This is a genomic window from Streptomyces sp. NPDC059832 (assembly GCF_042731715.1).
Classification (GTDB): domain Bacteria; phylum Actinomycetota; class Actinomycetes; order Streptomycetales; family Streptomycetaceae; genus Streptomyces.
Genome location: NZ_JBHWIY010000003.1, coordinates 539,254 through 565,641, shown reverse-complemented (window position 1 = coordinate 565,641; position 26,388 = coordinate 539,254). Strand labels below are relative to the sequence as shown.

At 71.5% G+C, this 26,388-nt stretch carries 28 protein-coding genes; 14 read left to right on the top strand and 14 right to left on the bottom strand.

The annotated features are described in order from the left end of the window. Nucleotides 1-231 precede the first annotated feature (231 nt). Together ACFV8T_RS07855 and ACFV8T_RS07850 are read left to right on the top strand one after the other, a co-directional pair. Nucleotides 232-816: an isochorismatase family protein gene (locus tag ACFV8T_RS07855; RefSeq protein WP_385325537.1), complete on the top strand. Its 585-nt coding sequence runs from the start codon at nt 232-234 to the stop codon at nt 814-816. 118 nt (nt 817-934) lie between these two features. Then, on the top strand, nt 935-1,585 hold the full coding sequence (locus tag ACFV8T_RS07850; protein WP_385325536.1) for a hypothetical protein: 651 nt from the start codon (nt 935-937) through the stop codon (nt 1,583-1,585). A gap of 60 nt (nt 1,586-1,645) precedes the next feature. Here the strand turns inward: ACFV8T_RS07850 and ACFV8T_RS07845 are convergent, their stop codons facing one another. Continuing rightward, a complete protein-coding gene (locus tag ACFV8T_RS07845; protein ID WP_385325534.1) occupies nt 1,646-2,614 on the bottom strand; it encodes an oxidoreductase in 969 nt (322 codons plus the stop codon). Nucleotides 2,615-2,719: 105 nt separating this feature from the next. Here ACFV8T_RS07845 and ACFV8T_RS07840 point away from each other — a divergent pair, with 105 nt between their 5' ends. Further along, entirely contained in the window at nt 2,720-3,334 is a 615-nt protein-coding gene (locus ACFV8T_RS07840) for a TetR family transcriptional regulator (RefSeq protein ID WP_385325581.1), read from the top strand. 30 nt (nt 3,335-3,364) lie between these two features. Here the strand turns inward: ACFV8T_RS07840 and ACFV8T_RS07835 are convergent, their stop codons facing one another. After that, complete coding sequence (locus ACFV8T_RS07835) at nt 3,365-4,114, bottom strand: class I SAM-dependent methyltransferase (RefSeq protein WP_385325532.1); 750 nt, start codon at nt 4,112-4,114, stop codon at nt 3,365-3,367. Nucleotides 4,115-4,594: 480 nt separating this feature from the next. Here ACFV8T_RS07835 and ACFV8T_RS07830 point away from each other — a divergent pair, with 480 nt between their 5' ends. After that, nucleotides 4,595-5,185, top strand: coding sequence for a TetR/AcrR family transcriptional regulator (locus ACFV8T_RS07830; RefSeq protein ID WP_385325580.1), 591 nt, complete (start codon nt 4,595-4,597; stop codon nt 5,183-5,185). A gap of 34 nt (nt 5,186-5,219) precedes the next feature. After that, complete coding sequence (locus tag ACFV8T_RS07825; RefSeq protein ID WP_385325531.1) at nt 5,220-5,840, top strand: helix-turn-helix domain-containing protein; 621 nt, start codon at nt 5,220-5,222, stop codon at nt 5,838-5,840. Between the two features lie 72 nt (nt 5,841-5,912). On the opposite strand, the gene ACFV8T_RS07820 is transcribed toward ACFV8T_RS07825, so the two are convergent. Then, nucleotides 5,913-6,599, bottom strand: coding sequence for a GDSL-type esterase/lipase family protein (locus tag ACFV8T_RS07820; RefSeq protein ID WP_385325530.1), 687 nt, complete (start codon nt 6,597-6,599; stop codon nt 5,913-5,915). 58 nt (nt 6,600-6,657) lie between these two features. Between ACFV8T_RS07820 and ACFV8T_RS07815 the strand changes: the two genes are divergently transcribed. The 3 genes from ACFV8T_RS07815 (at nt 6,658) to ACFV8T_RS07805 (ending at nt 8,710) form a co-directional block, all read left to right on the top strand. After that, a complete protein-coding gene (locus ACFV8T_RS07815) occupies nt 6,658-7,650 on the top strand; it encodes a WD40 repeat domain-containing protein (protein ID WP_385325529.1) in 993 nt (330 codons plus the stop codon). A gap of 61 nt (nt 7,651-7,711) precedes the next feature. After that, a complete protein-coding gene (locus tag ACFV8T_RS07810) occupies nt 7,712-8,239 on the top strand; it encodes a GNAT family N-acetyltransferase (protein WP_385325527.1) in 528 nt (175 codons plus the stop codon). Between the two features lie 66 nt (nt 8,240-8,305). After that, nucleotides 8,306-8,710 (top strand): DUF4259 domain-containing protein, encoded by a 405-nt coding sequence (locus ACFV8T_RS07805; RefSeq protein ID WP_385325525.1) that lies wholly within the window; start codon nt 8,306-8,308, stop codon nt 8,708-8,710. Here the strand turns inward: ACFV8T_RS07805 and ACFV8T_RS07800 are convergent, their stop codons facing one another. From ACFV8T_RS07800 to ACFV8T_RS07765, 8 genes are all read right to left on the bottom strand, one after another. Continuing rightward, nucleotides 8,711-9,322, bottom strand: coding sequence for a Uma2 family endonuclease (locus ACFV8T_RS07800; protein ID WP_385325523.1), 612 nt, complete (start codon nt 9,320-9,322; stop codon nt 8,711-8,713). Between the two features lie 146 nt (nt 9,323-9,468). Next, nucleotides 9,469-10,587 carry a phosphoserine transaminase gene (serC, locus tag ACFV8T_RS07795; RefSeq protein WP_385325521.1) on the bottom strand — a complete coding sequence of 373 codons (1,119 nt, stop codon included), beginning with the start codon at nt 10,585-10,587 and terminating at the stop codon, nt 9,469-9,471. A 96-nt stretch (nt 10,588-10,683) separates the two neighbouring features. After that, on the bottom strand, nt 10,684-11,892 hold the full coding sequence (locus ACFV8T_RS07790) for a cytochrome P450 (protein ID WP_385325519.1): 1,209 nt from the start codon (nt 11,890-11,892) through the stop codon (nt 10,684-10,686). Further along, nucleotides 11,889-13,169 (bottom strand): cytochrome P450, encoded by a 1,281-nt coding sequence (locus ACFV8T_RS07785; RefSeq protein WP_385325517.1) that lies wholly within the window; start codon nt 13,167-13,169, stop codon nt 11,889-11,891. The genes ACFV8T_RS07790 and ACFV8T_RS07785 overlap by 4 nt, the downstream gene beginning before the upstream one ends. Further along, entirely contained in the window at nt 13,166-13,819 is a 654-nt protein-coding gene (locus ACFV8T_RS07780) for an ATP/GTP-binding protein (RefSeq protein WP_385325515.1), read from the bottom strand. Before ACFV8T_RS07780 ends, ACFV8T_RS07785 begins: the two co-directional genes overlap by 4 nt. Further along, nucleotides 13,800-14,162 carry a DUF742 domain-containing protein gene (locus tag ACFV8T_RS07775; RefSeq protein ID WP_362195378.1) on the bottom strand — a complete coding sequence of 121 codons (363 nt, stop codon included), beginning with the start codon at nt 14,160-14,162 and terminating at the stop codon, nt 13,800-13,802. The genes ACFV8T_RS07780 and ACFV8T_RS07775 overlap by 20 nt, the downstream gene beginning before the upstream one ends. After that, nucleotides 14,159-14,602: a roadblock/LC7 domain-containing protein gene (locus ACFV8T_RS07770; protein ID WP_266415874.1), complete on the bottom strand. Its 444-nt coding sequence runs from the start codon at nt 14,600-14,602 to the stop codon at nt 14,159-14,161. The genes ACFV8T_RS07775 and ACFV8T_RS07770 overlap by 4 nt, the downstream gene beginning before the upstream one ends. Continuing rightward, nucleotides 14,599-16,128, bottom strand: a complete 1,530-nt coding sequence (locus ACFV8T_RS07765; RefSeq protein ID WP_385325513.1) for an ATP-binding protein — start codon at nt 16,126-16,128, stop codon at nt 14,599-14,601. Before ACFV8T_RS07765 ends, ACFV8T_RS07770 begins: the two co-directional genes overlap by 4 nt. 293 nt (nt 16,129-16,421) lie before the next feature. Here ACFV8T_RS07765 and ACFV8T_RS07760 point away from each other — a divergent pair, with 293 nt between their 5' ends. Next, on the top strand, nt 16,422-19,268 hold the full coding sequence (locus ACFV8T_RS07760) for an FAD-binding and (Fe-S)-binding domain-containing protein (RefSeq protein ID WP_385325512.1): 2,847 nt from the start codon (nt 16,422-16,424) through the stop codon (nt 19,266-19,268). Between the two features lie 25 nt (nt 19,269-19,293). On the opposite strand, the gene ACFV8T_RS07755 is transcribed toward ACFV8T_RS07760, so the two are convergent. From ACFV8T_RS07755 to ACFV8T_RS07745, 3 genes are all read right to left on the bottom strand, one after another. Continuing rightward, entirely contained in the window at nt 19,294-20,022 is a 729-nt protein-coding gene (locus ACFV8T_RS07755; protein WP_385325510.1) for a 2OG-Fe(II) oxygenase, read from the bottom strand. Then, the gene (locus tag ACFV8T_RS07750; RefSeq protein ID WP_385325508.1) at nt 20,019-20,369 is read right to left on the bottom strand and encodes a tail fiber domain-containing protein; all 351 of its coding nucleotides are present in this window, start codon (nt 20,367-20,369) and stop codon (nt 20,019-20,021) included. The genes ACFV8T_RS07755 and ACFV8T_RS07750 overlap by 4 nt, the downstream gene beginning before the upstream one ends. A gap of 101 nt (nt 20,370-20,470) precedes the next feature. Then, nucleotides 20,471-21,010 (bottom strand): hypothetical protein, encoded by a 540-nt coding sequence (locus ACFV8T_RS07745; RefSeq protein ID WP_385325507.1) that lies wholly within the window; start codon nt 21,008-21,010, stop codon nt 20,471-20,473. Between the two features lie 600 nt (nt 21,011-21,610). Here ACFV8T_RS07745 and ACFV8T_RS07740 point away from each other — a divergent pair. The 5 genes from ACFV8T_RS07740 (at nt 21,611) to tgmC (ending at nt 26,344) form a co-directional block, all read left to right on the top strand. Then, the gene (locus ACFV8T_RS07740; protein ID WP_385325505.1) at nt 21,611-22,546 is read left to right on the top strand and encodes a MarR family transcriptional regulator; all 936 of its coding nucleotides are present in this window, start codon (nt 21,611-21,613) and stop codon (nt 22,544-22,546) included. A gap of 294 nt (nt 22,547-22,840) precedes the next feature. Next, entirely contained in the window at nt 22,841-23,296 is a 456-nt protein-coding gene (locus tag ACFV8T_RS07735) for a DUF6879 family protein (RefSeq protein ID WP_385325504.1), read from the top strand. A gap of 72 nt (nt 23,297-23,368) precedes the next feature. After that, the gene (locus ACFV8T_RS07730) at nt 23,369-24,205 is read left to right on the top strand and encodes a helix-turn-helix domain-containing protein (RefSeq protein ID WP_385325503.1); all 837 of its coding nucleotides are present in this window, start codon (nt 23,369-23,371) and stop codon (nt 24,203-24,205) included. 536 nt (nt 24,206-24,741) lie between these two features. After that, complete coding sequence (locus ACFV8T_RS07725; protein WP_385325501.1) at nt 24,742-25,209, top strand: hypothetical protein; 468 nt, start codon at nt 24,742-24,744, stop codon at nt 25,207-25,209. Continuing rightward, nucleotides 25,202-26,344: an ATP-grasp peptide maturase system methyltransferase gene (tgmC, locus tag ACFV8T_RS07720; RefSeq protein ID WP_385325499.1), complete on the top strand. Its 1,143-nt coding sequence runs from the start codon at nt 25,202-25,204 to the stop codon at nt 26,342-26,344. The genes ACFV8T_RS07725 and tgmC overlap by 8 nt, the downstream gene beginning before the upstream one ends. The last annotated feature ends 44 nt before the right edge of the window (nt 26,345-26,388 follow it).

The window sequence follows — 26,388 nt, the reverse complement described above, 5'->3', positions numbered from 1 at the left end:
AACAACTGACGAATCAACGTACCCAGATCATCACTCGACCCACGCGACTTCGACGACAGATTCGTCAGAACCTGCGCCCCCATGTCGAACTTCATGCCGGTTTTCCCCGTTCCATGCATGCGCTCACATCACATTGAGCTGAAGACCCTACCAACGGGCCCGGTGGTGCGTGGAAGCACCTTCCGATTCAAACAGGTGGAGGTGCCCGGCGACGGCGGACATGATGGCTCCATGAGCAATCGCGCACTTCCCGTACAGGCACTGGTCGTTGTGGACGTTCAGGCGGACGCGGTCGGCGGTGACCGGGCGGTGCCCGAGGCGGCCCGGCTCCTGGACCGGACGACGGATCTGATCGCTCGGGCACGCAGGGGCGGTGCGCTCGTCGTCCACGTACAGAACGACGGGCAGCCCGGAGCGGGGGACGAGCCGGGCACGCCCGGGTGGGAGCTCCACCACGCCGTCGAGGCCTCGCCCACGGAGGTCGTGATCCGCAAGACCAGGGACGACGGGTTCCACGGGACGCCCCTGGAGGGCCTGTTGACCGGGTCGGGGGTACGGGCGCTCGCCATCTGCGGCGTGATGTCCGAGATGTGCGTACAGGCGACGGCCCGTACGGCGTTGGCGCTGGGGTACCGGGTCGTCATGCCGCACGACGCCCACGCGACGCACGACATCCCGGCCGCGCCCGGAATCAGCGACAGGATCCCGGCCGCCGCGGTCTCACGGGTCGCCGAATGGGCCCTCGGCAGCGATCTGGAGGTCGTGCCGCACGCCGCGGACGTGGCGTTCGCCGCCCTTCCCGCGCGGGCCCGCTGAATCGGCCGGATCGGGAACCGCGGCGCCCGGTCCTGTCGTCATCAGGCGCGCCACCACGCGCGGGCCACGCCGAGTGCCGTGCGGGCCGCGCCCCATACACGCAACTCGAAGGAGCAGCATGAGAGTTAACGGCAGCACGCGACCTCGAAGCGGCAGCCGGAGCAGCACCGTATCCTCCTCGCGACGCAGCTCCCGTACGGCTCTCCTGAACGGCTCGAAGGCGGTGCTGGCCGTCGCACTCGTGCTGGGGGCGGCCACCGCCTGCAACAAGTCGTCGAGCGACGGGACCCACGCGGCCAAGGACTGGAAGGTCGGCGACTGCGCCGGGCCCGACAGCAGCGAGAAGGACGCCTACCAGCCCCTGGACTGCGGCGACTCCAAGGCGACGCTCAAGGCCCTGGAGATCAAGGACGGCGCCATCTTCTCCGATTCCATCCAGTGCCCGGCCGGCACGGACGCGATCATCTCGGTGAAGGTCTCCTTCGGTTCGGGTGACGCCAAGTCCGGCATCCCCAGCAAGACCATCTGTGGCCGCAACCTGACCGGCGACCACCCCGGTGACGCCGGTGCGGGCGGCGGCCAGCTGGTGAAGGGCGACTGCGTGGACGACCAGGCCAAGGAGGTCGCCTGCGGCAGCGGGGGAAGCGGTGTGAGCAAGGTGCTCGACCTGACGAAGACGGCCGAGCAGTGCCCGGTCGGAAGCAAGCCGCTGGAGCTGTTCCCGAGCCCGGGGCGGCCGTACGACGCGATCTGTACCGGCAAGGCCTGACCGGCCGGCGCCGGCCGGCGCCACGCCCACGAACACACCGCGGCCGGTGAAGCCCACGCTTCACCGGCCGTGCGGTGTCCCGGAGGAATCGACGGGCCCCGGGGCCGGGAACGCGAACCGTACGTCGGTCAGCCGTTCCGACAGCTCCCACAGACGGCGCCCCGTCCCGGCATCCGCTGCCGCCGGGGCCAGCCGCACCCGGGTCGGCCCGCCGCGCAGCTCGGCCGGGCCGTCCGGCCCGATGAACTCGCCGCCCCGTACGTCCGGGTGGGTCGCCGCGTACAGCTGCGGCAGTGCGCCGCGCGCCGGGGTCTGGGCGAGCGGGCGGAGCACGCGGCCGTACAGCAGCTTCACCAGGCCGACCGGCGCGCTCGTCTGCAGGTTGGTGGAGGTGTAGCCGGGGTGGGCGAGCAGGCTGAGCACCGGGCTGCCGGCCGCGGTCAGCCGCAGATGGAGTTCCCGGCCGAAGACGGCGTTGGCGAACTTCGACTGGTTGTAGAACCCCATCGGCGCGTACGAGCGCTCCCCCGAGAGGTCGTCGAGGAAGAGCCGTCCCTGCCGGTGGTTGGGTGAACTCACCGTGACCACACGGGGATCGCGCCCGACGGACAGCAGGTCGAGCAGTAGCCCGGTGAGCGCGAAGTGGCCCAAGTGGTTGCAGGCGAACTGGAGTTCGTGGCCCTGTGCGCTCAGCGACCGGGGCGGTGCCATCACCCCGGCGTTGTTGACGAGCACGTCCAGTCGTGGATGGTCGGCGCGCAGCCGGTCGGCGAAGGCCCGGACCGAGTCGAGGTCCGCCAGATCGAGACGGCGCACCTCCAGGTCGGCGTCCGGCTGCTCGGCGGCGATCTCCGCGGCCGCCCGGCGGCCCTTCTCCTCGTCGCGTACGGCGAGGATCACGTGTCCGCCCCGGAGGGCGAGCGCCCGGGTGGTCGCCAGCCCCAGGCCGCTGTTGGCTCCGGTGACGACGCACACCCGGCCGGTCTGGTCCGGGATCTGCTCGGTGGTCCAGTGCTGTTGCCGTGTCATGTGACACACGTTGCCCCCAGTGGCACTCGGTGTCAAGAAGTCTCCCGAGTGCCACAGAAGGCATGGGGTTACCATGAGGGGGTGAGCTCCCGCCCCGAAGTGACCATGGCCCAGCGCAAACGCCGTCTCGTCTCGGGCGAGCTGACCGAAGCGGCGCTGCAACTGCTGGCGTCGAAAGGGTTCGACGCGGTCACCGTCGACGAGATCGTGACCGCCGCCGGTGTGTCCAAGCGGACGTTCTTCCGCTACTTCGCGTCCAAGGAGGACGTGGTCGTCCAGTTCCTGGCCGACATGGGCGCCGGTATGCGCGAGGAGCTGGCGGCCCGCCCGGCCGGGGAGCGCCCCTCGGTGGCGCTGCTGCGCGCCGTCTCCGTCTCCCTCGCCGCCTGCGCTCACCCCGACCACTCCGAGCGGGCGCTGCGCGTGGTCCAGCTGATCCTGCGTACGCCCGCCCTGCGGGCACGCTTCATGGAGCGTCAGGCGCAGTGGCGCGAGGAGCTGACGGCGGAGCTGGCGCAGCGGACGGGGCTCGGGTCCGACGCCGATCTGTACCCGCGGCTGGCCGCCGGGATGGCGCTGACCGCCTTCGACGCGGTGCTGGAGCGGTGGAGTGCCGGCGACGGCGCCGAGGATCCCGTCGCGTTGCTGGACCGGGCCTTCGACGTGATCGCCCCGGCGCTGGACGCCGACGCGGGCCGGGGCGGCACCGCGGCTTCCTGACTCCCGCTTCCGCCGCCCGCCCCCAGTCGGTCAGACGCCCTCCCCGGCGGTCCGGCGGAACAGGGCCGTCCAGAGGAAGGGCTCGCCGAAGAGCGGGGAGTCGGACGGTTCGTCCTGCATCCGGCGGAGCTCGACCTCCGTCAGGTCCGAGAAGATCCGGCGCAACGACTCCGGTGTGTAGGCAAGGCCGCCCCGCAGGCCGCCCCGGTCGTAGAAGGCCTCGTCGGGGAGTTCGGAGCCCATGCCGCCCTCGCCGGACGCGAAGCAGGTGAGGGCGAAGCAGCCGCCGGGGGCGAGGACGCTGTCGAGCAGGGCGAGGTAGCTGATGCGGCGGTGCGGCGGCAGGTGGTGGAAGCAGCCGGAGTCGTAGACGAGGTCGTACGGGCCGGTCAGTTCCGTCGACGTGAGGGCGAAGACGTCGCCGCGATGGAACCGGACGTCGGCCCCGGCCTCGCGGGCGCGGTCCTCGGCCCACGCGAGGGCCGAGGGGGACAGGTCCACCGCGTCGACCTCGAAGCCCAGGGACGCCAGATGGACGGCGTTGCGGCCCGGCCCGCAGCCGAGCTCCAGGGCACGGCCCGGGGCGATCAGCCCGCGGTCCGCGTACGAGGCGAGGTTCTCGTCCGGCTTCGCCACGAAGAACGGCACGGGCTTCTCCCGGTCCGCGTAGAAGCCGTCCCACCAGGAGCTCGCGTCGGCCGTCCACCGGTCGGCATCCCGTGCGAACAGGCCGTCCATGAGCCTCAGTACGTCATCCGTCGTGCGTATGTTCCGGTCCATGTGGACCCCCCTTTCCACCAGGGGAAAGCGTAGATCCGCGGGGCCCGGGGGCCCAGTTGGGAAGGTGCCGGCGAAACCCGTCGGCGGCAGCGTGGCGGGCGGCCGGAGACGGGGTCGAGACCCCCGTCGTGCGGGCCTGCTCCGGGCGCCGGGGCACCCGCGCCGAGGCGTGAAGAGGCAGGTTTCGCGCCCCCCGACGGTGGTTTCTTGGAGAGTTCCGGAGGCGAGGGAGGCCCGGAGGTGATGGAGTCCGGGAGGTGGGCCGAGGGAGCGGGAGAGCCGCGAACGCCCCCCATACCAGCGACGGTTCGATGGGTAATCGGACTTGGCCGGGGTACCACCCTGCGCGGGCCGGAGTGCGTGGCGGACCCACCACCGACCGGGCGGAGCGGGGAGAGTGGGGGCAGCGGTACGGACGACGAAGGAGGACCGATGACGGGTGTCGTGGCGAGCCGGCGGAACGGGGCGGCCGGGCAGTCCATGGAGCTCCTGGGAGCACGGGACCGACTCCTGCGGGCAGGGCGCGAGTTGTTCGGCGCGTACGGGTACGCGCGCACGGGCGTCGAGGAGCTGTGCGCTCGGGCGAAGGTGCCCGTCCACGTCTTCCAGCAGGAGTTCCTCTCCCGGGAGGTGCTGCTGATGGCGCTGTACGACGAGGTGGCGACCTACGGGCTGCGCGCCGCCGAGAACGCGCTGATGGCGGAGGGCATGGAGGACTGCCCGACGTCGGAACGGGTCCGGCTGCTCTTCGAGGCCTACGTGAAGGCGGTCACCGAGGACCGGTGCGCGGCCCGGGTGGCCTTCGTCGAGGTGCTCGGGGTGAGCCGCGAGGTGGACAGGCACCTGGCGACCTGGCGGGCGATGTGGATCGAGTTCCTGACGTCCGAGGCCGAGCGTGCCGTGCGCCGGGGCGAGGCGGTGCCGAGCGACCACACGGTGACCGTCACGGTGCTGAACCACGCGGTGGACGAACTCATGGCCCACCACGGCCGTCGGCCCCGCCAGGTCGACGCCGAGTGGCTGACCGACGAGCTGACCCGGCTCTCGCTGGCCATGATCCTGTCGTCCTGACGCGTCCGGCGCCGGGACTGCAAATAATGGGGAGATGGAAGACGGCGCGGAGCACGCGGAACGACCGGACGACGAGATCACGACGGTCCTGACAGGCGTCGGCCCGCGCCTGCGGGCCCTGCGCCAGGAACGCGGCACGACCCTGGCGCAGCTCGCCGAGACGACCGGGATCTCCCTCAGCACCCTCTCGCGCCTGGAGTCGGGCGGCCGCAAGCCCACGCTCGAACTGCTGCTGCCGCTGGCCAAGGCGTACGGGGTGCAGCTGGACGAACTGGTCGGCGCCCCGGCCACCGGCGACCCGCGCATCCACTTCCGCCCCTTCACCCGCGACGGCATGACGTTCGTACCGCTCACCCGGCACCTCGGCGGACTGCACGCGTACAAGCAGATCCTGCCCGGCGGCCGTGGGGCCACGGGGCCGCTGGAGCAGCGGGTGCACGAGGGATACGAGTGGCTGTACGTGCTGGCGGGGCGGTTGCGGCTGCTGCTGGGGGAGCACGATCTGGTGCTCACGGCCGGCGAGGTCGCCGAGTTCGATACGCGTACGCCGCACGCCTGGGCCAGCGCCGGGCCCGATCCGGTCGAATTCCTCAGCCTGTTCGGGCAGCAGGGGGAGCGGATGCATGTGAGGGCCCGGCCTTCCTCGGAGCGGTGAGCCGCCCCGCCCCCGGGCTCGGAGCCGGAGGTCCGGCGACCGGTTGACTCCGCCGGGGCGCGACGCGTCCGGTCACGGGCGGGGCGTGTACGGGCCGCCCAGTCCCCACGCCTGATGCATCGCGTCGGCGAACGCGCCCGCCAGCGCGTGCTCGCCGGTGGGACCGGGGTGCGTTCCGTCGTACGTGTCCTCGTGGATGTCGTACCCCGGGGGGCGGGAGGCCAGCAGGACCGGGGACATCGGGTCGTCGAGGTCGGCGACGGCCTTCGCCAGCAGTTCGTTGAAGCGGTCGCACTCGGCGGCGAACGGGGCGTCCGACTCGGCCCGGATGTTCGGTATCACGGGCATGAGGACCATCTTGACGTGCGGGTTCGCGGTGCGCGCCGCCGCGATGAACGCCCTTGCGTTCAGGGCGGTCTGTGCGCTGTCCGTGTAGAACCCGAGGTCTATCAGGCCGAGCGAGACGAGCAGGACGTCCGTGCGGTGTCCGGCCACCGTGCCGGCGATCACCGGGGCCATGTGCAGCCAGCCCTCGCCCCAGCCGGCCAGGTGGGTGCGGGCGTCGGCGGGGAAGTCCGGCGCGCCGTACGCGTGACTGACCGGGGCGCCCGCCGCCGTGTCGTACAGCGTGCTGCGCGGCCCGACGATCGCGAACGGCTCACCGAGGGCGGCGGTGAGGTGCTGCCACATCCGGTAGCGCCAGGTGAAGTCGCCGGCGCAGCCGATGGTCATGGAATCGCCGACAAACGTGAACCGCATGGCGTCATCATCGCGGATCGCTCCTGCCGCCTGCGACGTGACGATGGACACTTGTGCCATGCGTTCGTACCTGACTGTGTCCGGAGCCGCCGCGCTGCTCCTCCTCGCCGGGTCGGCTCCGGCCGTGGCCGACGACGGAGCCGACCGGAGCTTCACGATCGAGGACCCCCGGATCACCGAGTCCAGCGGCCTCGCCGCGAGCCGCGCCCACCCCGGCATCTACTGGACGCACAACGACAGCGACGACGGGCCGTACGTCTACGCCGTCGACTCCCGGACCGGGAAGACCGTGGCGACCATCACCATGAAAGGGGTGGGCGAACCCCGCGACGTGGAGGCCATCTCGCTGGGACCCGACGGCAATCTGTACGTCGGTGACATCGGCGACAACCTGAACGGCAGCTGGGACCACGTCTGGATCTACCGCTTCCCGGAGCCGAAGCAGCTGAAGGACGCGACCGTCGGCGCCACCCAGTTCGACGTGAAGTACGCGGACGGCCCGCGCAACGCCGAGGCGCTGATGGTCCACCCCATGACCGGGCGCGTCTACATCGCGTCGAAGAACGAGGATGGCGGCGGGCTGTACGAGGGCCCGGCGAAGCTGACCACCGGAGCCACCAACGTCTTCCGGCGGGTGGGTGAGGTGCCGTGGGTGACGGACGGGGCGTTCTCGCCGGACGGCAAGGAGCTGGTGCTGCGCTCGTACTTCAGCGCCCGTGGTTACGTCTTCGAGAACGGCAGGCTCGGCGCCGACCACGCGGTCCGGGCGCCGATCCAGCGACAGGCCGAATCCGTGACGTACACGGCGGACGGCTCGGCGCTGATGTTCGGCTCGGAGGGGGAGCAGAGCGACGTGGAACGGGTGGATGTGGACAGCGGCGGCGCGGGCGGCGGGAAGTCGCCGTCCCGGGGCGGCGACGCGTCGGCCTCGTCCGCCGGAGCGGGGAGCGGGGGCACCGGGGACGTGAAGGGGACGACCCTGACCGGGGTGCTCGTGCTCGCCGGCATCGGCTTCCTGGTGCTCATGGGGCGCCGACGGAAGGGGAACTGAGGACGCCGCGGCCCGGCGCACACCGGGGCGCGCGTAGGGTCGGGGCCCTATGGAGAGCCAAATGATCACTGAGCCCGAACCGTTCGCCACCGCACGGCTGGACGCGCTGCCGCTGCGGGTCGCGTACGCGGACGAGATGGCGGCGGTGCTCGACGACCCGGCCCTGCACACGTACACCGGGGGCGCCCCGGAGACCGCCGACGAGCTGAGGGCCCGCTACGGACGCCAGACCGCCGGTTCGCCGGACCCCGGGGTGCGGTGGTGGAACTGGGTGCTGCGGGTACGGGGCGAGGGCCGCCTGGCCGGATACGTCCAGGCGACGGTGGACGTGCCGGGCGCGGAGGCGGAGATCGCCTGGGTGGTCGGGACGCGGTGGCAGGGGCGCGGGTACGCGAAGGAGGCCGCGGCGGGGCTGGTGGCGCACCTGCTGGCGGTGGAGCCGGAGCCGGGGGCGGTGCGTACCGTCCTCGCCCACATCCATCCGGACCACGACGCCTCCGCAGCCGTGGCCGGTGCGGCGGGGCTGGGACCGACGGAGCAGTGGTGCGAGGGCGAACGGCGCTGGGAGCGGGGCGCGGGAGAGGACTGACCCGCCGTTGTCAGTGGCAGGTGCGAGAGTGGTCCACGTACGGACAGCACTTGCGGAGGGGACCTCATGGGCACCTGGGACACCGGCCATTTCGACAACGACACCGCTGCGGACTTCTCGGGGAAGATCGACGATGCGCCGGAGGCGGGGCGGGAAGCGGTGATTCGCAAGGCCCTGGAGGGGGCGGTCGCTCCCTCGGACTACCTGGACAGCGACGACGCCGTGATCGCCGTCGCCTCGGCCGCGCTGGTCGCCTCCCAGTGCCCGGGTGGCGAGCCGGTGACCACCGCGTACGGCCCCGACAAGCCGCTGCCCGTCCTCGCGACGGACCTGCGCCCCCTCGCGGTGAAGGCCCTCGACGCGGTGCTGGGCGAGAATTCGGAGCTGCGCGAGCTGTGGGACGACGCGGGGGACAAGGAGTGGGCCCCGGGCATAGCCCGCCTTCGGGAGGTCCTGGCGGCGGCCGGGTGATCAGGCGCGGGGGCGGCCGGCCCGGATGAGTTCGGCGACATCGAGGGTCACCGGGGCACCGATCGACTCGGGCAGCGTGACCGACTGCCCGGGGGCGTACACCTGGTGGCTCTCGTAACCGCCGCCCATGGGCTCGGTCAGGACATGCACCCGCCCGTGCCTGCGGTCGATGATCACGTAGACCGGGATCTTGGCCTCGGAGTAGGCGGCGACCTTGTTGCGCAGGTCGTTGTTGTAGTTGCTGGAGGTGACCTCCAGGACGAGACGGAAGACGGCGGGGTCGTAGCAGTTGTTCTCGACCAGATGCCCGTCGAGATCGGCGTCGACGATCGCCAGGTCGGGGATGGCGAAGTCCGCAGGGCTGCCGGGGAGCCACACTCCGAGTGCCTGGATGACCTCCGTCTCGCCGTCGTCGAGACCGGCTGCGATGAAGGGGCGCATGATCTTGGTCAGCGCTCGGCCGTGCGGGCCGTCCGGGGGTGGGGCCACGGTGATGACGCCTCCGATGATCTCGACACGGCAACCCGGGTTCTGCTCCGCGAGCCTGTTGGCCGTGTCGAGCAGCGAATCCGGCTCACCGTCACAGGGGTGCTCCACTGCTGCTGCAGACATTGCGGGCCTCCCGAAGGGGTGATGTCGAGGCCATCATCGTAGGCCGGTCCGGTCGCCAGTGCCCGAAAGCTGTTCCGCCACCCGACCGAGTGAACGAGGAAGGGCCCCGCGCAACAGCGCGGGGCCCTTCCTCGTGCGGGTACGCGTTACAGCTTCTCGATCGCGTAGTCGATGCAGGCGGTCAGCGCCTGGATGTCCGACGGGTCGATCGCCGGGAACATCGCCACGCGCAGCTGGTTGCGGCCCAACTTGCGGTACGGCTCGGTGTCGACGATGCCGTTGGCGCGGAGCACCTTGGCGACGGCGGAGGCGTCGATCTCGTCCGCGAAGTCGATCGTGCCGATGACCTGCGAGCGCTTCGCCGGGTCGGTGACGAACGGGGTCGCGTACTTCGACTCCTCGGCCCAGCCGTACAGGTTCTGCGCCGACGCGGCCGTGCGGCCGGTGGTGAAGTCCAGGCCGCCCTGGGTGTTCATCCAGGTCAGCTGCTCGTTCAGGAGGAACAGCGTGGCCAGGGCCGGGGTGTTGTACGTCTGGTTCTTCAGGGAGTTGTCGATCGCCGTGGGCAGCGAGAAGAACTCCGGGATGTGGCGGCCCGAGGCGTGGACGCGCGCGGCGCGCTCCAGGGCGGCAGGGGAGAAGACGCCGATCCAGAGGCCGCCGTCGGAGGCGAAGGACTTCTGCGGGGCGAAGTAGTAGACGTCCGACTCGGTGATGTCGACGGGCAGGCCGCCCGCGCCGGAGGTGGCGTCCACCAGGACCAGGGAACCCTCGTCGGCGCCCGCGACGCGCTTGACGGGTGCGGCGACACCGGTCGAGGTCTCGTTGTGCGTGAAGGCGTAGACATCGACGCCCGCCTCGGCCCGCGGGTCCGGGTGGGTGCCCGGGTCGGAGGCGATCACGGTCGGGTCGGCCAGCCACGGGGCGAGCTTGGCGGCCTTCGCGAACTTCGACGAGAACTCGCCGAAGTTGAGGTGCTGGGACTTCGTCTCGATGAGTCCGTGCGTCGCGATGTCCCAGAAGGCGGTGGAGCCGCCGTTGCCCAGGATCACCTCGTAGCCCTCGGGGAGGGAGAAGAGGTCGCGCACGCCCTGACGCACCGCGCCGACCAGGTTCTTGACCGGGGCCTGGCGGTGGGACGTACCGAGAAGAGACGTACCGGTGGCGGCCAGCGCGTCGAGCGCCTCCGTCCGCACCTTGGAAGGACCGGCGCCGAAGCGTCCGTCGGCGGGCTTGATGTCAGCGGGAATCTGGATATCGGCCACGAACCGGAGCGTAGTGCCTCACGGACACGGCCGAGCACCGTGTCCGTCGGATGAGACGCCCGCTCCGGTTCGTGGACGGCGTGCGGGGACCGCCGGTCAGCCCAGATCCACCGGCAGGTCGTGCAGGTCGTTCTGGGTGACGATCGGCTTGTTCCGCAGCTCGGACGCGGGTACGGCGAGCTCCAGCTCCGGGAACCGCTCGTACAGCGCGGGCAGTGCCACGCCCGCCTCCAGCCGGGAGAGCGCCGCACCCGGACAGACGTGCGGGCCGTGGCCGAACGCGATGTGGCGGTTGGGGGAGCGGGTGATGTCGAACTCACCGGCCGTCGGGCCGTGCTGCGCCTCGTCGCGGCCGAGCGCGCCGAAGGAGACGATCAGCGCCTCGCCCTTGGGCAGGACCTTGTCGCCCACCTCGACGTCCTCGGTGGCGAACCGGATCAGGACGTGCGACGTGGGGGTGTTCCAGCGCAGGGTCTCCTCGATCACGTTCTCCCAGGGCACCTCGCCGCCGAGCACCTGCTCGCGCTGCTCGGGGTGCGTCTGGAGCGCGACGACCGCGTTCACGATCAGGCTGATCGTGGTCTCGTGACCGGCCGCGATGATCAGCTGGAGGGTGTTGACGATCTCCTCGTCGGTGAGCTGGTCACCGTTCTCGGAGGCCGCGATCAGGGCGCTGGTGAGGTCGTCGCCCGGGTTCTCCCGCTTGCCGTCGACGATCTTCGTGAAGAGCGCGCCGAGGTCCGCCATCATCTGCGGGACCTCCTGGGGCGGCGTCTGCGTCGAGAAGAACTTCTCGAACAGCTCCTTCAGCCGCGGGTGGTCCGCGCTGTCCACGCCCATCAGCTCGCTGATGACGTTCATCGGCAGCGGGTAGGCGAACTCCGCCTTCAGGTCGACCCGCTCGCCCTTCGGCAGCGCGGCCAGCCGGTCCAGGCTCGCCGTGGTCAGCGCCTCGATGCCGGCCCGCAGCCGCTCCACCCGCTTCACGGTCAGCGCCTGCGCGACCAGGGCGCGCAGCCGGCGGTGGTCCGCGCCGTCGACCGTGAGCATGGAGCGGCCCGGGTTGGCGAGGCCGATCAGCGGCCAGTCCATCGGTATCTCGCCGCGCTGCCAGGCGTTCCAGACATCGATGTCCTTCACGATCCGGCTGTCGGTGAGCAGCTGCCGCGCCTCGGCGTGGTGGGTGACCGCGTAGCAGTGCACCCCGCCCGGCAGTTCCACCTCGGCGAGCGGGCCCGCGGCACGCAGCCGGGCGCTCTCGCCGTCGAGGTCGGTGACGAAGGGGTCGAGGGCGATCCGGGTCATCTCTGGCCTCCGGTGGCGGTTCCCGCGGTGGGTCCCAGGGCGAGGGTGGGCGTGAAGGTCAACGGCAGGTCGGTCAGGCCTCGCAGCCACGGGGACGGGCGCCGGGTGAGCTGTCCGGCGGGGACGGCGAGGTCGATGTCCGGGAGCCGGTCGAGCAGTACTTCGATGCCGGTACGGGCGATGACCTCAGCGGTCTCCTGGGCCGTGAACGGGCAGCGGTGCTCGCCGTGGCCGAAGGAGAGGAACGCGTTGTTGCCGCCGGTCAGTGTGGAGCCGTCGGTGCGGACCTGCGGGTCCGCGTTGGCGGCGGCGATGCCCAGCAGCAGGAGGTCGCCCGCCTGGATGTGACGGCCGCCGAGGCGGGTGTCGCGCGAGGCCCAGCGCCCCGCGACGTTCTGCGTCGGAGTGTCCTCCCACAGGACCTCGTTCATGGCCTCGGCGACGCTGTGCCGGCCGCCCGAGAGGGAGGCGGCGAACCGGTCGTCGGTGAGCATCAGCCGCAGCGAGTTGCCGATCCAGTCGGCGGTCGGCTGGTGGCCCGCGGCCATCATGACCATCAGGTCCTGGGCGATCTCCTCGTCGGTGAAGCCGCCGCGGTCGGCGAGCATCCGCGAGGCGACGTCGTCGCCGGGCTCGGCGTGCTTGTCGGCCAGCAGCTGGAACATGGACGAGGCGAGGTGCTGCTGACCGGCCAGCGCCCGCTCCCGGCCGTCGATCATGTCGTTGAGCGAGCCGACCAGCGCCGCGCCGATGGTGTCGCTGAAGCCGTAGATCTTCGCCAGGACGAGGGCGGGCAGCAGCATCGCGTACTCGGCGATGATCTCGGTGCCGCCGGTGGCGCAGAACCGGTCGATGAGACCGTCGGCGAACTCCTCCGCGTACCGCTTCAGCGCGAACGGGTCGACGGCCTCCAGCGCGTTGCTGATCATCGCGGCGCGCTCGGTGTGCCGGGGGCCGACCGTGTACAGGATCGACGGCTGCTTGCGGCCGATCATCGGCAGCAGCGGCCAGTCGTCGGGGATGCGGTCCCACTGGTTCCACAGGTCGGAGTCGCGGCTGAACAGCACCGGGTCGCCGGTGAGCTGGTGCAGTTCGCGGTAGCCGAGCACGAGCCAGGCGGGGATGTCGCCGTCGAGGACGACCGGTGCCACGGCCCCGTGGTCGCGGCGCATGTCCCGGTAGAGCCCGGTCGGATCGGTCTGGAACCGGGGGCCGGAGAGCGGCACGCGGCCCTGGGAGACGGGGCAGCCGACGGGCGGCGCCGGGGGCTGGGTCACGGGGTGGGCTCCGGGGTCTTCTCCGGCGCGATCTCCGGACGGGCGGCGGCGGACCGGGCGGAAGCCCCGCCCTGCGAGAGGGTGTGGAGGTACTCGACCAGCGTGATCAGTACGTACTTGCTGGACGAGCGGTCCCGGGCGTCGCACTCCACCAGGGGCACGTCGTCCGAGAGGGCGAGCGCCTCGCGTATCTGCTGTTCGGTGTGGAGCGGGCCGCCGAAGTCGTTGCAGGCCACGATGAACGGCGTGCCGTGGTGCTCCAGCCGGTCGATCGCGTACCAGGAGTCGGCGAGCCTGCGGGTGTCGACGAGCACGACGGCACCGAGCGTGCCGGAGAACAGCCGGTCCCACAGGAACCAGAAGCGCTCCTGGCCGGGGGCGCCGAAGAGGTACAGCACGGAGCGCTCGTCGAGCGAGATCCGGCCGAAGTCGAAGGCGACGGTCGTGGACGTCTTCGACTGCACACCGTCGAGGTGGTCGACGGCCTCGCCCGCGCGGGTCATGGTCTCTTCCGTGTTCAGCGGACGGATCTCGCTGACGGAGCGGACCATGGTGGTCTTGCCGACCCCGAAGCCGCCGACGACGACGATCTTCAGTCCGTTGTCGGCCGTCGCCTGCAGGGCGGCACGGTCAGAGGTTGCGGAGTCCAACGAGCACCTGTTCCAGGATGTCGGGGTCGGGGAGCCGGTCCGCGACACGGGCAGTACGGGGGTGGCGGGCGCTGATCCGTCCGGTGTCCAGCAGGTCGGACAGCATGATCCGGACGATGCTGACGGGCAGGCCGAGGCCCGCCGCGATCTCCACGACCGCGGTGGGCAGTTGGCACATCCGCAGGATCGTGACGTGCTCCGACTGCATGCCGGGGGTCGGCTCGCACTCGGAGACCACCAGCGTCACCAGGTCGAACGCGTCCGAGTCGGACCGGCTGCGACCCCCGGTGAGGGTGTACAGCCGGTCCGGATCGTCGTCCCGGCCGGGGCGGGGGCGGGTCATACGGCCGCGTCGGCGTCGGCGGCGGTGACCTCGGAGGCGGAGGGGGAGCGCGGCGGGGCGCTGAGGTGCTCGCCGAGCTGCTCGACGAGCTCGCTCATGTTGTGGCCGATGAGGCCGACGTCGGAGTCCTCGGAGGCGACGACCGCGAGATGGGCGCCCGCGCCCGCCTCGACGATGAAGAGCACACCGCCGTAGAACTCGGCCATCGCGGACCGTACGCCGCCGGTGCCGTCACCGAACTCGATGGAGGCGCCGTGCGACAGGCTCTGGATACCGGCCGAGATCGCGGCCAACTGGTCGGCCTGGTCGACGGAGAGCTCGGGGGTGCGGCACAGCTTGAGGCCGTCCCTGGACAGGACGAGGGCGTGACGAGTGCCGGGGGTGCGCTCCAGGAGCCCCTCCAGCAGCCAGTTGAGCTTCTCGTCGGTGGTGGCGGTCATCGGGTGTTGCCTTCTTCCGGGTGCGGGGAATTGGCCCGAACAGCCTGGCGGAAGCTGCTGAAGCGGGCTGCCTGTTCCTTGGGGTCGGAGGTGCGGGGCCGGGGGGCCGTGGCGTCGTCGGCGTGCGCGTGGGCGCGCGCCTCGGCGGCGGCGAGGGTACGGCCTCGGGAGCGCTTGGGCAGCCCGCTCTCGCCGAACCGGGGGAGGCTGCCGGTGGTCTCGGACGCCGGGGAGTCCGTGGGGTCGGGTTCGGCCGGTTCGGCGGCGGTCGGTGTGTGCTGCGGGTCGGCCGGGACCGGGTGCTGTGCGTCGGCCGTGACCGGCGCCGCCGTCCCCGACGCCGACGCGGTGCCGTGCGTGGGCTCGGGCACCGGCCGGGACACCGGTTCCGGGGCCGGTACGGGGGTCCGGGTGAGGAGCTCCTGCGGGAGCATCATCAGGGCACCCGTACCACCGCGCGCGGACGGCCGGAAGGAGACGGTCAGACCGTGCTTGCGGGCCAGCCGGCCGACGACGGCGAGGCCGAGCCGGGTGCCGGAGAGACCCGTCAGGTCGTGGTCGGTGGCCGACACCGCACGCTCGGCGCGGCGCAGCTGCACATCGCTCATGACCAGGCCGCTGTCCTCGACGGTCAGGACGATGCCGGCCGGCACCTCCTCGACGTACACATGGACCTCCGCCGTGGGCGGCGAGAAGTTGGCGGCGTTGTCGAGGAGTTCGGCGAGCGCGTGCATGACGCCCTCGGCGGCGTGGCCGGCGACCGCGACATCGCTGGTCGAGTGGAGCCGCACCCGCTGGTAGCCGCTGATCCGGCCCATGGCGCCGCGCAGGATCGACTCCATCACGATCGGCTTCGCCCAGCGCCGCCCGGAGCGGGCGCCGGTCAGCACGGCGATGGAGTCGGCGAGCCTGCCCGCCTGGGCGGTGCGGTGGTCCAGGTGGAGCAGATCACCGAGCACCTCCTCGGCGGAGTGCCGGTGCTCCATCTCGCGCAGGTCGGCGAGCATGCTGGTGGCCAGGGCCTGCATCCGGCCCGCGGCGTTGGCGCAGGCCGCCACCGCGGCGGACCGCTCGGTCTCGCTGCGGGTCGCGCGGGCGGTGAGCCGCGCGGTCTCGGCGGTGAGCCGTTCGATGTCGGCGGCGGCCTGCGTGGTGATCCGCACGGTCTCGGCCTCGGTCGCGGACCTGAGCCGTGCCGTCTCGGCCGCCGCCGCGGACTTGATCCGGGCGGTTTCGGCGGTGAACCGCTGGCCCTCGGCCGCCGAGGCGGACACGAGGCGGCTGATCTCGCCGGTGAACCGCTGGGTCTCCGAGGCGAGCCGGGCGCGCAGGCGGCCGGCGTTGGCACGGGCCTGGACGGCGGTGGCCACGGCGGCGGACAGCAGTACGGCGGCGGCACCCGCCCCCCAGGCCAGCTCGGTCCGTACCGAGTCGGGGGCGGCGGCGACCGCCCACAGACACAGGGATCCGGTGACGGCCAGCGATACCAGCAGGGCCGCTGCGGTCGGCCGGGATGAGGGGCTCAATGGGAGTCCTTGGTGGCGGACGGGTAGGGACGGAACGGACAGGTCGGGCAGATTGAACGGTTCAGATCAGGACAGTTCGGAACTGCCAGGGTGAACGCGGCAACTGGAGCTGACAATTCCAAGGCAAGTCTCGGTCACTATATGAGAATTGACGCTCTCTTTGGGAAGATCTTGTAGCGTTCTTTGTTACGTATGTGACTACGCGTCCGACGTATTCCGGCGTATTGACGTATTCAGGGGAAACGTGCGGCGCCGGACGGTCCAGTGGCCCGATCAACGGCATCCTGGCCCGCATGGCCGCACATCAGAATCCGACGGAACGCGCCGAACTCGCACAGGCCCTGCGCGCCGCGGTCCGCGGCGAGGCCGACTTCGGCCCCACCGCACGGGCGTTGACGACGATGGACGCCTCCAACTACCGCCGCGTACCGCTCGGCGTCGTCTCCCCGCGCGACGCCGACGACGTGGCCGCCGCACTCGCCGTCTGCCGTGCGCACGGGGTCCCCGTGGTGCCGCGCGGCGGCGGCACCTCCATCGCGGGACAGGCCACCGGCACCGGCGTCGTGTTCGATCTCACCCGCCATCTGCGCGGGATCGTCGAGCTGGACCCCGGCTCCCGTACCGCCGTCGTCCAGCCGGGCGTGGTCCTGGACGAGCTGCGCGCCGCCGCCGCCCCGCACGGCCTCACCTTCGGCCCCGACCCGTCCACGCACAGCCGCTGCACGCTGGGCGGCATGATCGGCAACAACTCCTGCGGCGCGCACTCGGTCGCCTGGGGCACCACGGCCGACAACGTGCACGCCCTGACCGTGACCCGCTACGGCGGCGACACCCTGCGGCTGGGCCGCGGCACGGTCCCCGAGGCCCTGGCCGGCCTCCCCGAACTCATCCGCACCAACCTCGCCCCGCTGCGCACCGGGTTCCCCGAACTCCCGCGCCGCATCTCCGGATACGCGCTGGATGCCCTCCTGCCCGAGCGCGGGACCGACCTCGCCCGTGCCTTCTGCGGCAGCGAGGGGACGCTCGGCGTGGTGACGGAGGCGACCGTACGACTGGTCGAGGCGCCGGCCGCCCGCGCACTGGCCGTACTCGGCTACGCCGACGAGGCCGCGGCCGCCGAAGCCGCCCCCGGTCTGCTCCCGTACCACCCGCTCACCGTCGAGGGCATGGCCGCCGATCTCGTACGGGAACCGGCCGGGCTGCCGCGCGGTGGCGCCTGGCTCTTCGTCGAGACGGGCGGCGCCACCCCGGCCGAGGCACGGGCGCACGCCGAGCGCGTCCTGCGGACGGCAGACGCGCTGGACGGCACGGTCGTCACCGACCCGGCCGGGCAGCGGGCCCTGTGGCGCATCCGCGAGGACGCGGCAGGCACCGCGACCCGGATGCCGGACGGCACGGAGGCCTGGCCCGGCTGGGAGGACTGCGCCGTACCGCCCGCCCGCCTCGGCCCCTACCTCCGCGACTTCCGTGCCCTGCTCGCCGAGCACGGGCTGCGCGGCACCCCGTACGGGCACTTCGGCGACGGCTGCATCCACGTCCGGATCGACTTCGACCTGTTGAGCACGCAGGGCGTGGCCCGCTTCCGCCGCTTCTCCGGGGAGCTCGCGGACCTGGTCGTCGCGCACGGCGGATCACTGAGCGGCGAACACGGCGACGGCCAGGCCCGCGCCGAACTGCTCCCGCGCATGTACGGGGACGAACTGGTTGCCCTCTTCTCCCGTTTCAAGGACGTCTGGGACCCGGACGGCGGCATGAACCCCGGCATCCTCGCCCGACCCGCCCGGCTCGACGAGAACCTCCGCTTCGAGGTGCTGCCGAAGCGCCCGGTGGACGTCGCGTTCGGCTACCCGCACGACGGCGGCGACTTCTCGGCGGCGGTACGCCGCTGCGTGGGCGTCGCCAAATGCCGTACGGCGGAGCCGGCGGGCGCGGGCGTGATGTGCCCGTCGTTCCGGGCGACCGGTGAGGAGGCCCACTCCACCCGCGGCCGGGCCCGGCTGCTGCACGAGATGCTCGCGGGCGACGCGGGCGGGGTGATCACGGACGGCTGGCGCTCGACGGAGGTACGGGACGCGCTCGACCTCTGCCTGTCCTGCAAGGGCTGCCGGAGCGACTGCCCGGTGGGCGTCGACATGGCCACGTACAAGGCCGAGTTCCTGCACCACCACTACCGGCGGCGGCTGCGCCCGGCCGCCCACTACACGATGGGCCGGCTGCCGACGTGGCTGCGCCTGGCGTCCCGCTTCGCGGGCCCGCTGAACGCGCTGGCCCGGGTCCGCCTCCTCGCCGCCCTCGCCAAGAGGTTGGCGGGCATCGCACCGGAGCGCGGGATTCCGGTCCTGGCGCGGGAGACGTTCACCCGGTGGCTGAACCGGCGCTGGGGCAAGGGCACGTTCGTCTTCTCGAACGACGAGGTGGCCATGGTCTGGCCCGACACCTTCACCGAACACCTCTCGCCCGAGGTGGGCCGGGCGGCGGTACGGGTCCTGGAGGCGGCGGGCCGCCACGCGATCCCGGCCGGCCGCGGGCTGTGCTGCGGCCTCACCTACGTATCGACGGGCCAGCTGGACAAGGCCCGCAAGGTCATGCGCCGCACCCTGGACCGGCTGGGCGGCACGCTCGGCGCCCCCCTGGTCGTCCTCGAACCGAGCTGCGCCGCCACCCTCCGCACGGACCTGCCCGAACTCCTCCCCGACGACCCGAGGTCCGCCGAACTAGCGGCATCCGTAAGGACGTTGACCCAGTACCTGGAGGAGTACGCCCCTGACTGGCGGCCACCCCGCCTGGACCGCCCGGTCACCGGCCAGACGCACTGCCACCAGCACGCGGTCCTGGGCGACGCGGCGGAACGCCGACTGCGCGAACGGGCGGGACTGATCGGCGAGTTGAGCGGCGGCTGCTGCGGCCTGGCCGGAAACTTCGGCTTCGAACGCGGCCACTGGGACGTATCGGCGGCCTGCGCGGAGGAACAACTGCTGCCTGCGGTACGGGCCGCCGAGCCGGGCACGGAGGTCCTGGCCGACGGATTCTCCTGCCGGACGCAACTGGAACAGCTGGGCGGCGTACGGGCCCGGCACCTGGCGGAGGTACTGGCGCAGGGCCTGGCGGAAGGACCGGCCGACGGGCGGGAAGCGGGGTAGCGCCGGGACGACGGGTCTCACCGGCTCACGTCATGCCCCGAGGCGTGCGGTGTGCGGGGTCGGGGCTGCACAGCCAGCCGTTGACGGCGAAGCGGCTGTCCGCGTGCTGCTTGCTCGGGCAGCCGACCGGCCGTACCTCGTGCCAGGCGGCGGGCGGGAAGAACACGATGCTGTCGTGCTCGGGCTCCCAGTCCCGCCAGGTGCGCTCCTCCCACTTCCCGGTCGTGTCGGTGTGCAGCGGCAGGGCGGCGTCGAACACACGCAGCTCGCCCCCGTCGAAAGGCCGGGGCGTGCGATGCAGGTAATACACGAACGTGAGCAGGCGCCGGGGGGAGAAGTCGCCGCTGGTGTCCTGATGCGGCCGGTAGTAGTCGCCGTCGTTGTGCACGTTGAGGCCGTAGTCGGGTTCGGTGTACCGGCAGGAGATGCCCAGCGTGTGCTCGACCGCCTCCAGTACGTCGTCGATGGCCGCCAGCAGTTCGGGCGCGGCGAAGTCCTGGCACGACCGGGACCGCCGAACGTCGGGAACCACCTCCCGGTCCCGGATCATGGAGGGCTTCAACGTGTCGCCGGTGGCGGCGATGGCGCGCTCCAGCAAGGCGCCGGCCGTCCGCTCACCCAGGAACCGGGTGATGCGGCAGACCGTCACCGGAAGCCGCCAGATCGCGTCCGTACACACCGGTGACGGCTCATCCACAGCCCCGGACGGCTCCGCGACGGATCCGTGCCGTGCCAAGGTGTCCTGTTCTGTCATGCTGTCCTGCTTGTCATGGTGTCCTGATCCTCTGGTCCGGATCCCGGTGTCGTCACGCGGCCTCGGGCGGGTTCGCGCGTGGCTTCTCGCAGACGGTCCACCTCGGCCGTGAGCTCTTCCACCCGGCGGTGGAGTGCCTGGACGCACACCAGGGTGACGCCGAGTCCGTCGACGACGGGGATGGTGGTGTCGTCCCGGTTGAAGCCGAAGGCGGCGTGCCAGTCCTGGGCCATCGGCCCGAGATGACGCACGTCCTCGGGCTCCCAGAGGTAGCGCCAGGTACTGATGGGCAGCGCGGCCACGGTGTCCAGGACCGCGTGGCCGTTGACCGCACCGACCGGGGCCACGGCCCCGCTCTCCTGGGCCCCGCTCTTTCGGACCCCGGCCGGACGAGGGCCCGGGATGCCCTGACCGGCCGCCCGGGACCGGCGGCGGAGGACCCGCATCCTCACCGGCTCCAGTCGACCGGGACCACGTCCTGCTTGAGCCCGCGGTCGCTGCAGATGCCGCACGGGCCGCTCGGGACACCAGGGCCCTGGTCGGTGCCGACGGTGATCGCTCCATGGGCCCCGACCGGGGCGTGGACGCCGTCGCCGACCAGCGCGGCTTCGTAGCCGCCCAGCAGCTCCTGGAGGGTTCCCGGACCCAGGTTCTCCGGGGCGGTGATCGCGGCCACGCCGTCGTAATCGGTGTAGGCGGCTCCCAGCGTCCGGCCGCCGACGGTGGCGAACACGACCTTCGCACCGCGGATGGGCTCCCCGGTCACCGCGTCGGACGCCATCGCGTGGATGTTCTCCAGTTGCATCTGGGTGATGTTCAAGGTGGCCTGACTGGCCACGAGCCTGACCGGCTTCAGGCTGGAGCATTCCGCCCCGCTGCACGACGTGGCCGGCGGGGTGGCCGCGGACGCGGCGACCCCGCTTCCCGCGCCCAGCGACGCCAGAGCCGCGGCCATCACCGCGACGGTCTTACGGCCTACAGAACTCATGTCCACTCCCATGGGAACCGCCCTGGCGCGAGCCCCGTACCGGCGCATGACGGACGGGGCGGCCCGGGGCGCGTGCGGCACGTGACGGGTGCCGGCCTCTCCGGACGGCGCGGACGACGCTATCCACGCCGATCCGGCCCAACCAGCCGACAAACGCGAGTTCGCGCTATCTGATGAACCGCCGCTAGAACAGTGACGAACGCGATCAACACGCACAAACTGCCGAACGGCCGCCGAAGCCCGTGCTGGGGGCATGACCGGAGCCCGAGTTCCGGGAGCCGGGTTTCGAGCTTCGGGGAGGGCTTGTTCACTCTTTCGTGGGTACGCGGAGAGGTCCGGGGCCGGGTCTTGAGCTTCGGGCTTCGGGGGCCGGGATCCGGACGTCGGGATTCGAGCGATGTCTTGCAACAGGTGGGAAAATGAAGGGGGTTGGGAGAACCTCCCCGCCCGACCCGACCCGTCACGGCCAGCAAGTATGACTAGTCGTGACCGACTTGCGGCGCGGAGTCGCGGCTGCTTACGGTGCCCAACGTAACGACCCCGACGCGGTGTTCGTAGCACCGGCCGGGGTCTGACCCCAAGACCGAAACAGGCGATCCCGTGGCTGTCCCAAACCTTAGCCCTGCCCTGCGTGCGCCCGCATCCTCGCGCGCCCACCCGAAGGCCAAGCCCGGTTACGGAAAGCGATCCGTACCGAAGCAACGCCATGACAGCGGGGGCGACTTCACACTGCTCCCCGAGCGCGAGCGGCACATCGCCGGTTACGTGGACGCGCTGCCCGAGGGCGCGGCGATGGACATCAAGTCGCTGGCCAGGAGCCAGCCGTTGTACGGACAGATGGCCGTCGGCAGCGCTCTGCGGGCCCTGGGCGTGGCGGGCCATCTGCGACATGTGCGATGCCTGAGCGGCGAGGGCGACCAGGTCCGCTGGGTGACCCGCACCTTCTGGTCCCGCACCGCCCACGACAACGAGTGGTGGAACGCCTTCCTGGCCGCCGAGGAGCACCACGCCGCGCCGCAGGAGGCGGCAGAGACCACAGAGGCCACCGAGGTGGACGTCTCGGACGAAGCGCCCGAGCCCGAGCCCGCGCCTGCACCCATGCCCGTCATGGTGGTACCGCAGCAGCGCACCGTGGGGCAGGTGTCGGCGCCAGTCCACACGGTGGGGGACTCCTCTCCCGCCTTCGCCGCCCTGGCCCGCCTCGGCCGTACCGACTCCCGCCTGGCTCTCTCGGCAGCGGACTGTGCGGCACTGGAGCAGGCGGCCGCCGAGTGGTTCGCGCGCGGCGTGGACGCCGAATACCTGACGCACGCCCTCACCGCCGGGCTCCCCGCGTCCGTCGACTCACCCTTCGGCTTCGTCCGCCGCCGCCTCCACGACAAGCTCCCGCCCCGCCTGCCCGCCGCAGCCCCGACCGCGCAGGGAACTCCTGTACGCCGCCTGATGGCCGAGTGCACCGAGTGCGGCGCCCCGGGCAGGCCCGAAGCGTTCCGCGACGGCCTGTGCAGGCCCTGCCGCGAACCCGACCCGGCCTGATGACGAGGGAGTCCGGCGCTCTGTTGTGGCGCTGACCCGCGCGGCTACGGTGCGCAGCAGATCACCAGCCGCAGGAGGACACCATGGAAACTGCGCAAGGTCGGGACCAACTCGGGCAACGACGGATGCCCGACTCTGTACGAGATCCCTGGCACGGATCGATACGTCGTCCAGGGCGACCGCGTCACCGACGCAGCCGAACTCGACCAGCTCGACAACCTTGCCCCCGAAGAGGGTGCTGTCACCGTCCCACGCGAACTGCTTGCGAACTTCGGTCCGAAGGAGCCTGTGCATGTGCCCCAGCTCATCACCTTCGACGCATTCGGCGGCATGTTCGCCACGCTGAAGCACTCGGCTTGGAGGCTGGAGACACGCCGCCGCTACGCCTCGGACGAGGAGACCGACACCTATCGACAGTTCCTTGCCGAGGGGCGCGTCGACTGGGACCTCGACGACCCATGGTGCGCCGGACGGCGCGATCAGTCCGCGCTCGGCAAGCGGTTCGAGCGCGTCCGCATTCTCGACGAGCCGCCCACCCCCGGGCAGCGCTACCTCCTCGACAACGCCCGTCGCAACACTGCGGTAGGCGAGGACATCCGCGCGCTGCCCCGCAGCAGGGCCGACGAACTCAAGCTGCCGCACGAGGACTTCTGGATCTTTGACAGCCGAGTTGTCGCCCTGCTCCACCACAACGACGCTGACGAGATGACCGGGGTCGAGCTGATCACCAACCCCGTGGATGTCTTGTGATACGCGCAGGTCCGCGAGGCCGCCTGGCACCACGCTGTGCCCTACGACCAGGTGCAGAGGTAACTTCGCCGTGTGAGCACTGACTTCCAGCACGCCCGTGAGGCGCTCGGCCGTCGGCTCCGCGAGCTGCGTGGCACGACGACGCAACGAGCACTGGCGGCCGAGTTGGGGTGGCCACAGGCCAAGGTTTCCAAGCTGGAGACCGGTCGGCAGACGGCCACCCCGGACGACCTCACAGCATGGGCCGTGGGCGCGGGGCACCCCGAGGCCGCTGAGGAGCTCCACGCCCACGTCCAGGGTCTGGAGACCCGCACCCGCTCGTGGCGCCGGCAGCTGAGGGCCGGTCATCGACCAGTACAGGACGCCCTCACTGTCGAGTACGAGCGTTCGTCCGAACTGCGGGCATGGCAGGGTGCGATGGTCGTCGGCATGCTTCAGACCCCGGATTACGCCCGGCACATCTTCACCGGGTTCGCCACGCTCTACCAGTCGCCCCGCGACATCGAAGCGGCAGTACGGGCCCGGATGCGGCGCCAGGACCTGCTTTACCAGTCGGGCCGAACGTTCGACATCGTCATGTGGGAGGCCGCCCTCCACGCCAGAGTGTGCCCTCCCGATGTGCTCTCCGCCCAGCTCGACCGACTCGTCGGCGCGATCGGACTGGATACCATCCGGCTCGGCATCGTCCCACTCGGCGCCCAGGTGGCCATCCCGCCGGGGCCGGGGTTCTGGCTGTATGACGACCGGCTGGCCATCGTCGAGGACTGGCACGCCGAACTCTGGATCGACGACCCGGAGAGCACCGGTGTGTACCGACGGGTGTGGGACAGCCTCACGGAATCAGCCGTGTACGGGACCAGCGCACACCGGTTGATCGCGCGGGCACGGGCTCAGCTGAACCTCTCATGAGCATCCTCGCGAATCGCGCCTGACGGCTGGGGAATATTCGCGAATCAAGGTGCACTCTGATTCCCCCGAGCTCCTAACGTGCTGGTCATGGCCTTGCGGACACCTGATCCCGGCACGGACCGGCGGCCCTCCTGCGCTCCGAGCCCGGTACCGATACACCAGGAGCGCGCCGTCGGCGGACTCGACGTATGCGGATCCACCATTCACTGGTTCCCCCGTTCCTGTCGGAAGGACATGCCGACGTGATCCCCCTGACGAAGACCGCCCGCTCGCGCGGAGACACGGCGTACCGCGCGCTCCTCGGCCACACCTGCACGTGCGCCGCCTGCCGGTGTGCGCCGTGCCCGGTCGCGGTCCGGCTCATCCGTGTGTGGCGGGAGGGCCGCCAGTGAGGTGCGACCACTGCCAACAGCCCATGGATCTTAGGGAGTCGAAGGCGTACGACATCCCCGGCGCGACCGGGCCCGGCATCACGATCCGTGTCCACGAGCGGCCGTGCTCGCCGCCCGTGTCGGCGCGGCCGACACCGTACCCGCGTGACCCTGCACGCGGGGGCGTACGACGTCGAGGGTGAGCCTGCCGGGATCTGGGCCGCCCAGGTCGAGGCCGGCGAGATCGACGGTGCGGTGAGCCGCAGCGCGCACCTGTTCCAGGCGCGGGTGCCCAAGGTGGCGGACGTGCGGGCGGTCGTGGTCGGCGAGCGGGTGTTCAGCGCCCGGATCACCGCGCCGCCCGGGGTCGTGGACTGGAGATCCGAGTACCGGAACCTCACCTACGAGCCGGTCGCCTGCCCGGAGGAGACGCGTGGGTTACTGGCGCGCTTCCTCGCCGGATTCGGGCTGAACTTCGGAGCCTTCGACTTCGCCGTGACCGGCGACGGCGCATGGTGGTTTCTGGAGTGCAACCCCAACGGCCAATGGGCGTGGCTCGAAGACGCGGCCGGACTGCCGATCACCACGGCAATCGCGGACCTGCTGGAGAACGGAGCGAGCCGCCATGACTGACCCTCTGACCTCGAAGACTGATCCCCTGACCTCGAAGGACCTGCGGGCCGATCTCGCGCGGTGCCTGTCGGACTCCGGCACTCTGCGCAGCCCGGAGTGGGAAGCGGCCGTCATGTCGGTGCCCCGCGAGGCGTTTCTCGCGCACGGCTGGTTCGAGTACGAAGACGGCGGCTGGTACCGCCCGGCATCCGGGGACTCCACGGGAGGACTCACGCGGATCTACCAGGACGACACCCTCGTGACCCAGGTGGCCGGGGGCGTTTTCCCCGACCAGGTCGAGGGGCGCATCGCCGCGGCCCCCTCGTCGTCGTCCACTCTGCCGAGTCTGGTCGTGCGGATGCTCGAAGACCTGCGGGCGACCGAGGGGACGCGCGTCCTTGAGATCGGTACAGGCACCGGCTACTCCACCGCGCTGCTGTGCCATGTCGTCGGCGAGGACAACGTGACCACGGTCGAGGTGGACGCAGAGGTGTCCGCCCGCGCCGGAATGGCCCTCGCGGGGGTGGGGTACTGGCCTCGACGCGTGGTCGGTGACGGTCTGGCGGGCTACGAGGAGGGCAGTCCGTACGACCGCGTGATCGCTACGTGCGCGGTGCGCACCGTGCCGGCCGACTGGCTCGCACAAACCCGGCCAGGCGGTGAAATCCTGGTCACGGTCGGCGGGTGGATGCACGCATCCGAACTCGTACGGCTCACCGTCGCCGACGACGGCACGGCCGACGGCCCGGTCCTCGGCGGACAGGTCTCGTTCATGCTCGCCCGGCCCCACCTTCCGCCCCCGCTGGGCATCCTGCCGAACCTCGGTGAGGGCGACACGGTCCCCGCCGAGCTGGGCGCGGACGTACTCGACGACTGGACGGCCCGGTTCATCGCGCAGTTCGCCGCGCCCCGCGCGCAGCGGCTCACGCTGGAACGTGACGGCCGAACGGAACACGTCGTGGTCGACGCCCACGCCGAGGCGTGGGCGGTCCTCTTTCAGGACGGCGGGCGGTGGATGGTCCGGCAGGGCGGCCCGGTGCGTCTGTGGGACGAGATCGCCGAGCGTGTCTCACAGTGGCAGGCGGACGGTCGGCCGTCGCCCGACCGCATGCGGCTGCACGTCGGCCCTGGCGGGCAGCGCCTTACCTGGGCATGACAACGGCCCCCGCCGCACGGCGAGGGCCGGGCATTCGGGGTCGG

Coding starts and splice junctions, on each gene's coding strand:
- ACFV8T_RS07855 (WP_385325537.1), top strand. CDS start 232: ATGAGCAATCGCGCACTTCCCGTACAGGCACTGGTCGTTGTGGACGTT.
- ACFV8T_RS07850 (WP_385325536.1), top strand. CDS start 935: ATGAGAGTTAACGGCAGCACGCGACCTCGAAGCGGCAGCCGGAGCAGC.
- ACFV8T_RS07845 (WP_385325534.1), bottom strand. CDS start 2,614: ATGACACGGCAACAGCACTGGACCACCGAGCAGATCCCGGACCAGACC.
- ACFV8T_RS07840 (WP_385325581.1), top strand. CDS start 2,720: ATGGCCCAGCGCAAACGCCGTCTCGTCTCGGGCGAGCTGACCGAAGCG.
- ACFV8T_RS07835 (WP_385325532.1), bottom strand. CDS start 4,114: ATGGACCGGAACATACGCACGACGGATGACGTACTGAGGCTCATGGAC.
- ACFV8T_RS07830 (WP_385325580.1), top strand. CDS start 4,595: ATGGAGCTCCTGGGAGCACGGGACCGACTCCTGCGGGCAGGGCGCGAG.
- ACFV8T_RS07825 (WP_385325531.1), top strand. CDS start 5,220: ATGGAAGACGGCGCGGAGCACGCGGAACGACCGGACGACGAGATCACG.
- ACFV8T_RS07820 (WP_385325530.1), bottom strand. CDS start 6,599: ATGCGGTTCACGTTTGTCGGCGATTCCATGACCATCGGCTGCGCCGGC.
- ACFV8T_RS07815 (WP_385325529.1), top strand. CDS start 6,658: ATGCGTTCGTACCTGACTGTGTCCGGAGCCGCCGCGCTGCTCCTCCTC.
- ACFV8T_RS07810 (WP_385325527.1), top strand. CDS start 7,712: ATGATCACTGAGCCCGAACCGTTCGCCACCGCACGGCTGGACGCGCTG.
- ACFV8T_RS07805 (WP_385325525.1), top strand. CDS start 8,306: ATGGGCACCTGGGACACCGGCCATTTCGACAACGACACCGCTGCGGAC.
- ACFV8T_RS07800 (WP_385325523.1), bottom strand. CDS start 9,322: ATGTCTGCAGCAGCAGTGGAGCACCCCTGTGACGGTGAGCCGGATTCG.
- ACFV8T_RS07790 (WP_385325519.1), bottom strand. CDS start 11,892: ATGACCCGGATCGCCCTCGACCCCTTCGTCACCGACCTCGACGGCGAG.
- ACFV8T_RS07775 (WP_362195378.1), bottom strand. CDS start 14,162: ATGACCCGCCCCCGCCCCGGCCGGGACGACGATCCGGACCGGCTGTAC.
- ACFV8T_RS07770 (WP_266415874.1), bottom strand. CDS start 14,602: ATGACCGCCACCACCGACGAGAAGCTCAACTGGCTGCTGGAGGGGCTC.
- ACFV8T_RS07760 (WP_385325512.1), top strand. CDS start 16,422: ATGGCCGCACATCAGAATCCGACGGAACGCGCCGAACTCGCACAGGCC.
- ACFV8T_RS07755 (WP_385325510.1), bottom strand. CDS start 20,022: ATGACAGAACAGGACACCTTGGCACGGCACGGATCCGTCGCGGAGCCG.
- ACFV8T_RS07745 (WP_385325507.1), bottom strand. CDS start 21,010: ATGAGTTCTGTAGGCCGTAAGACCGTCGCGGTGATGGCCGCGGCTCTG.
- tgmC (WP_385325499.1), top strand. CDS start 25,202: ATGACTGACCCTCTGACCTCGAAGACTGATCCCCTGACCTCGAAGGAC.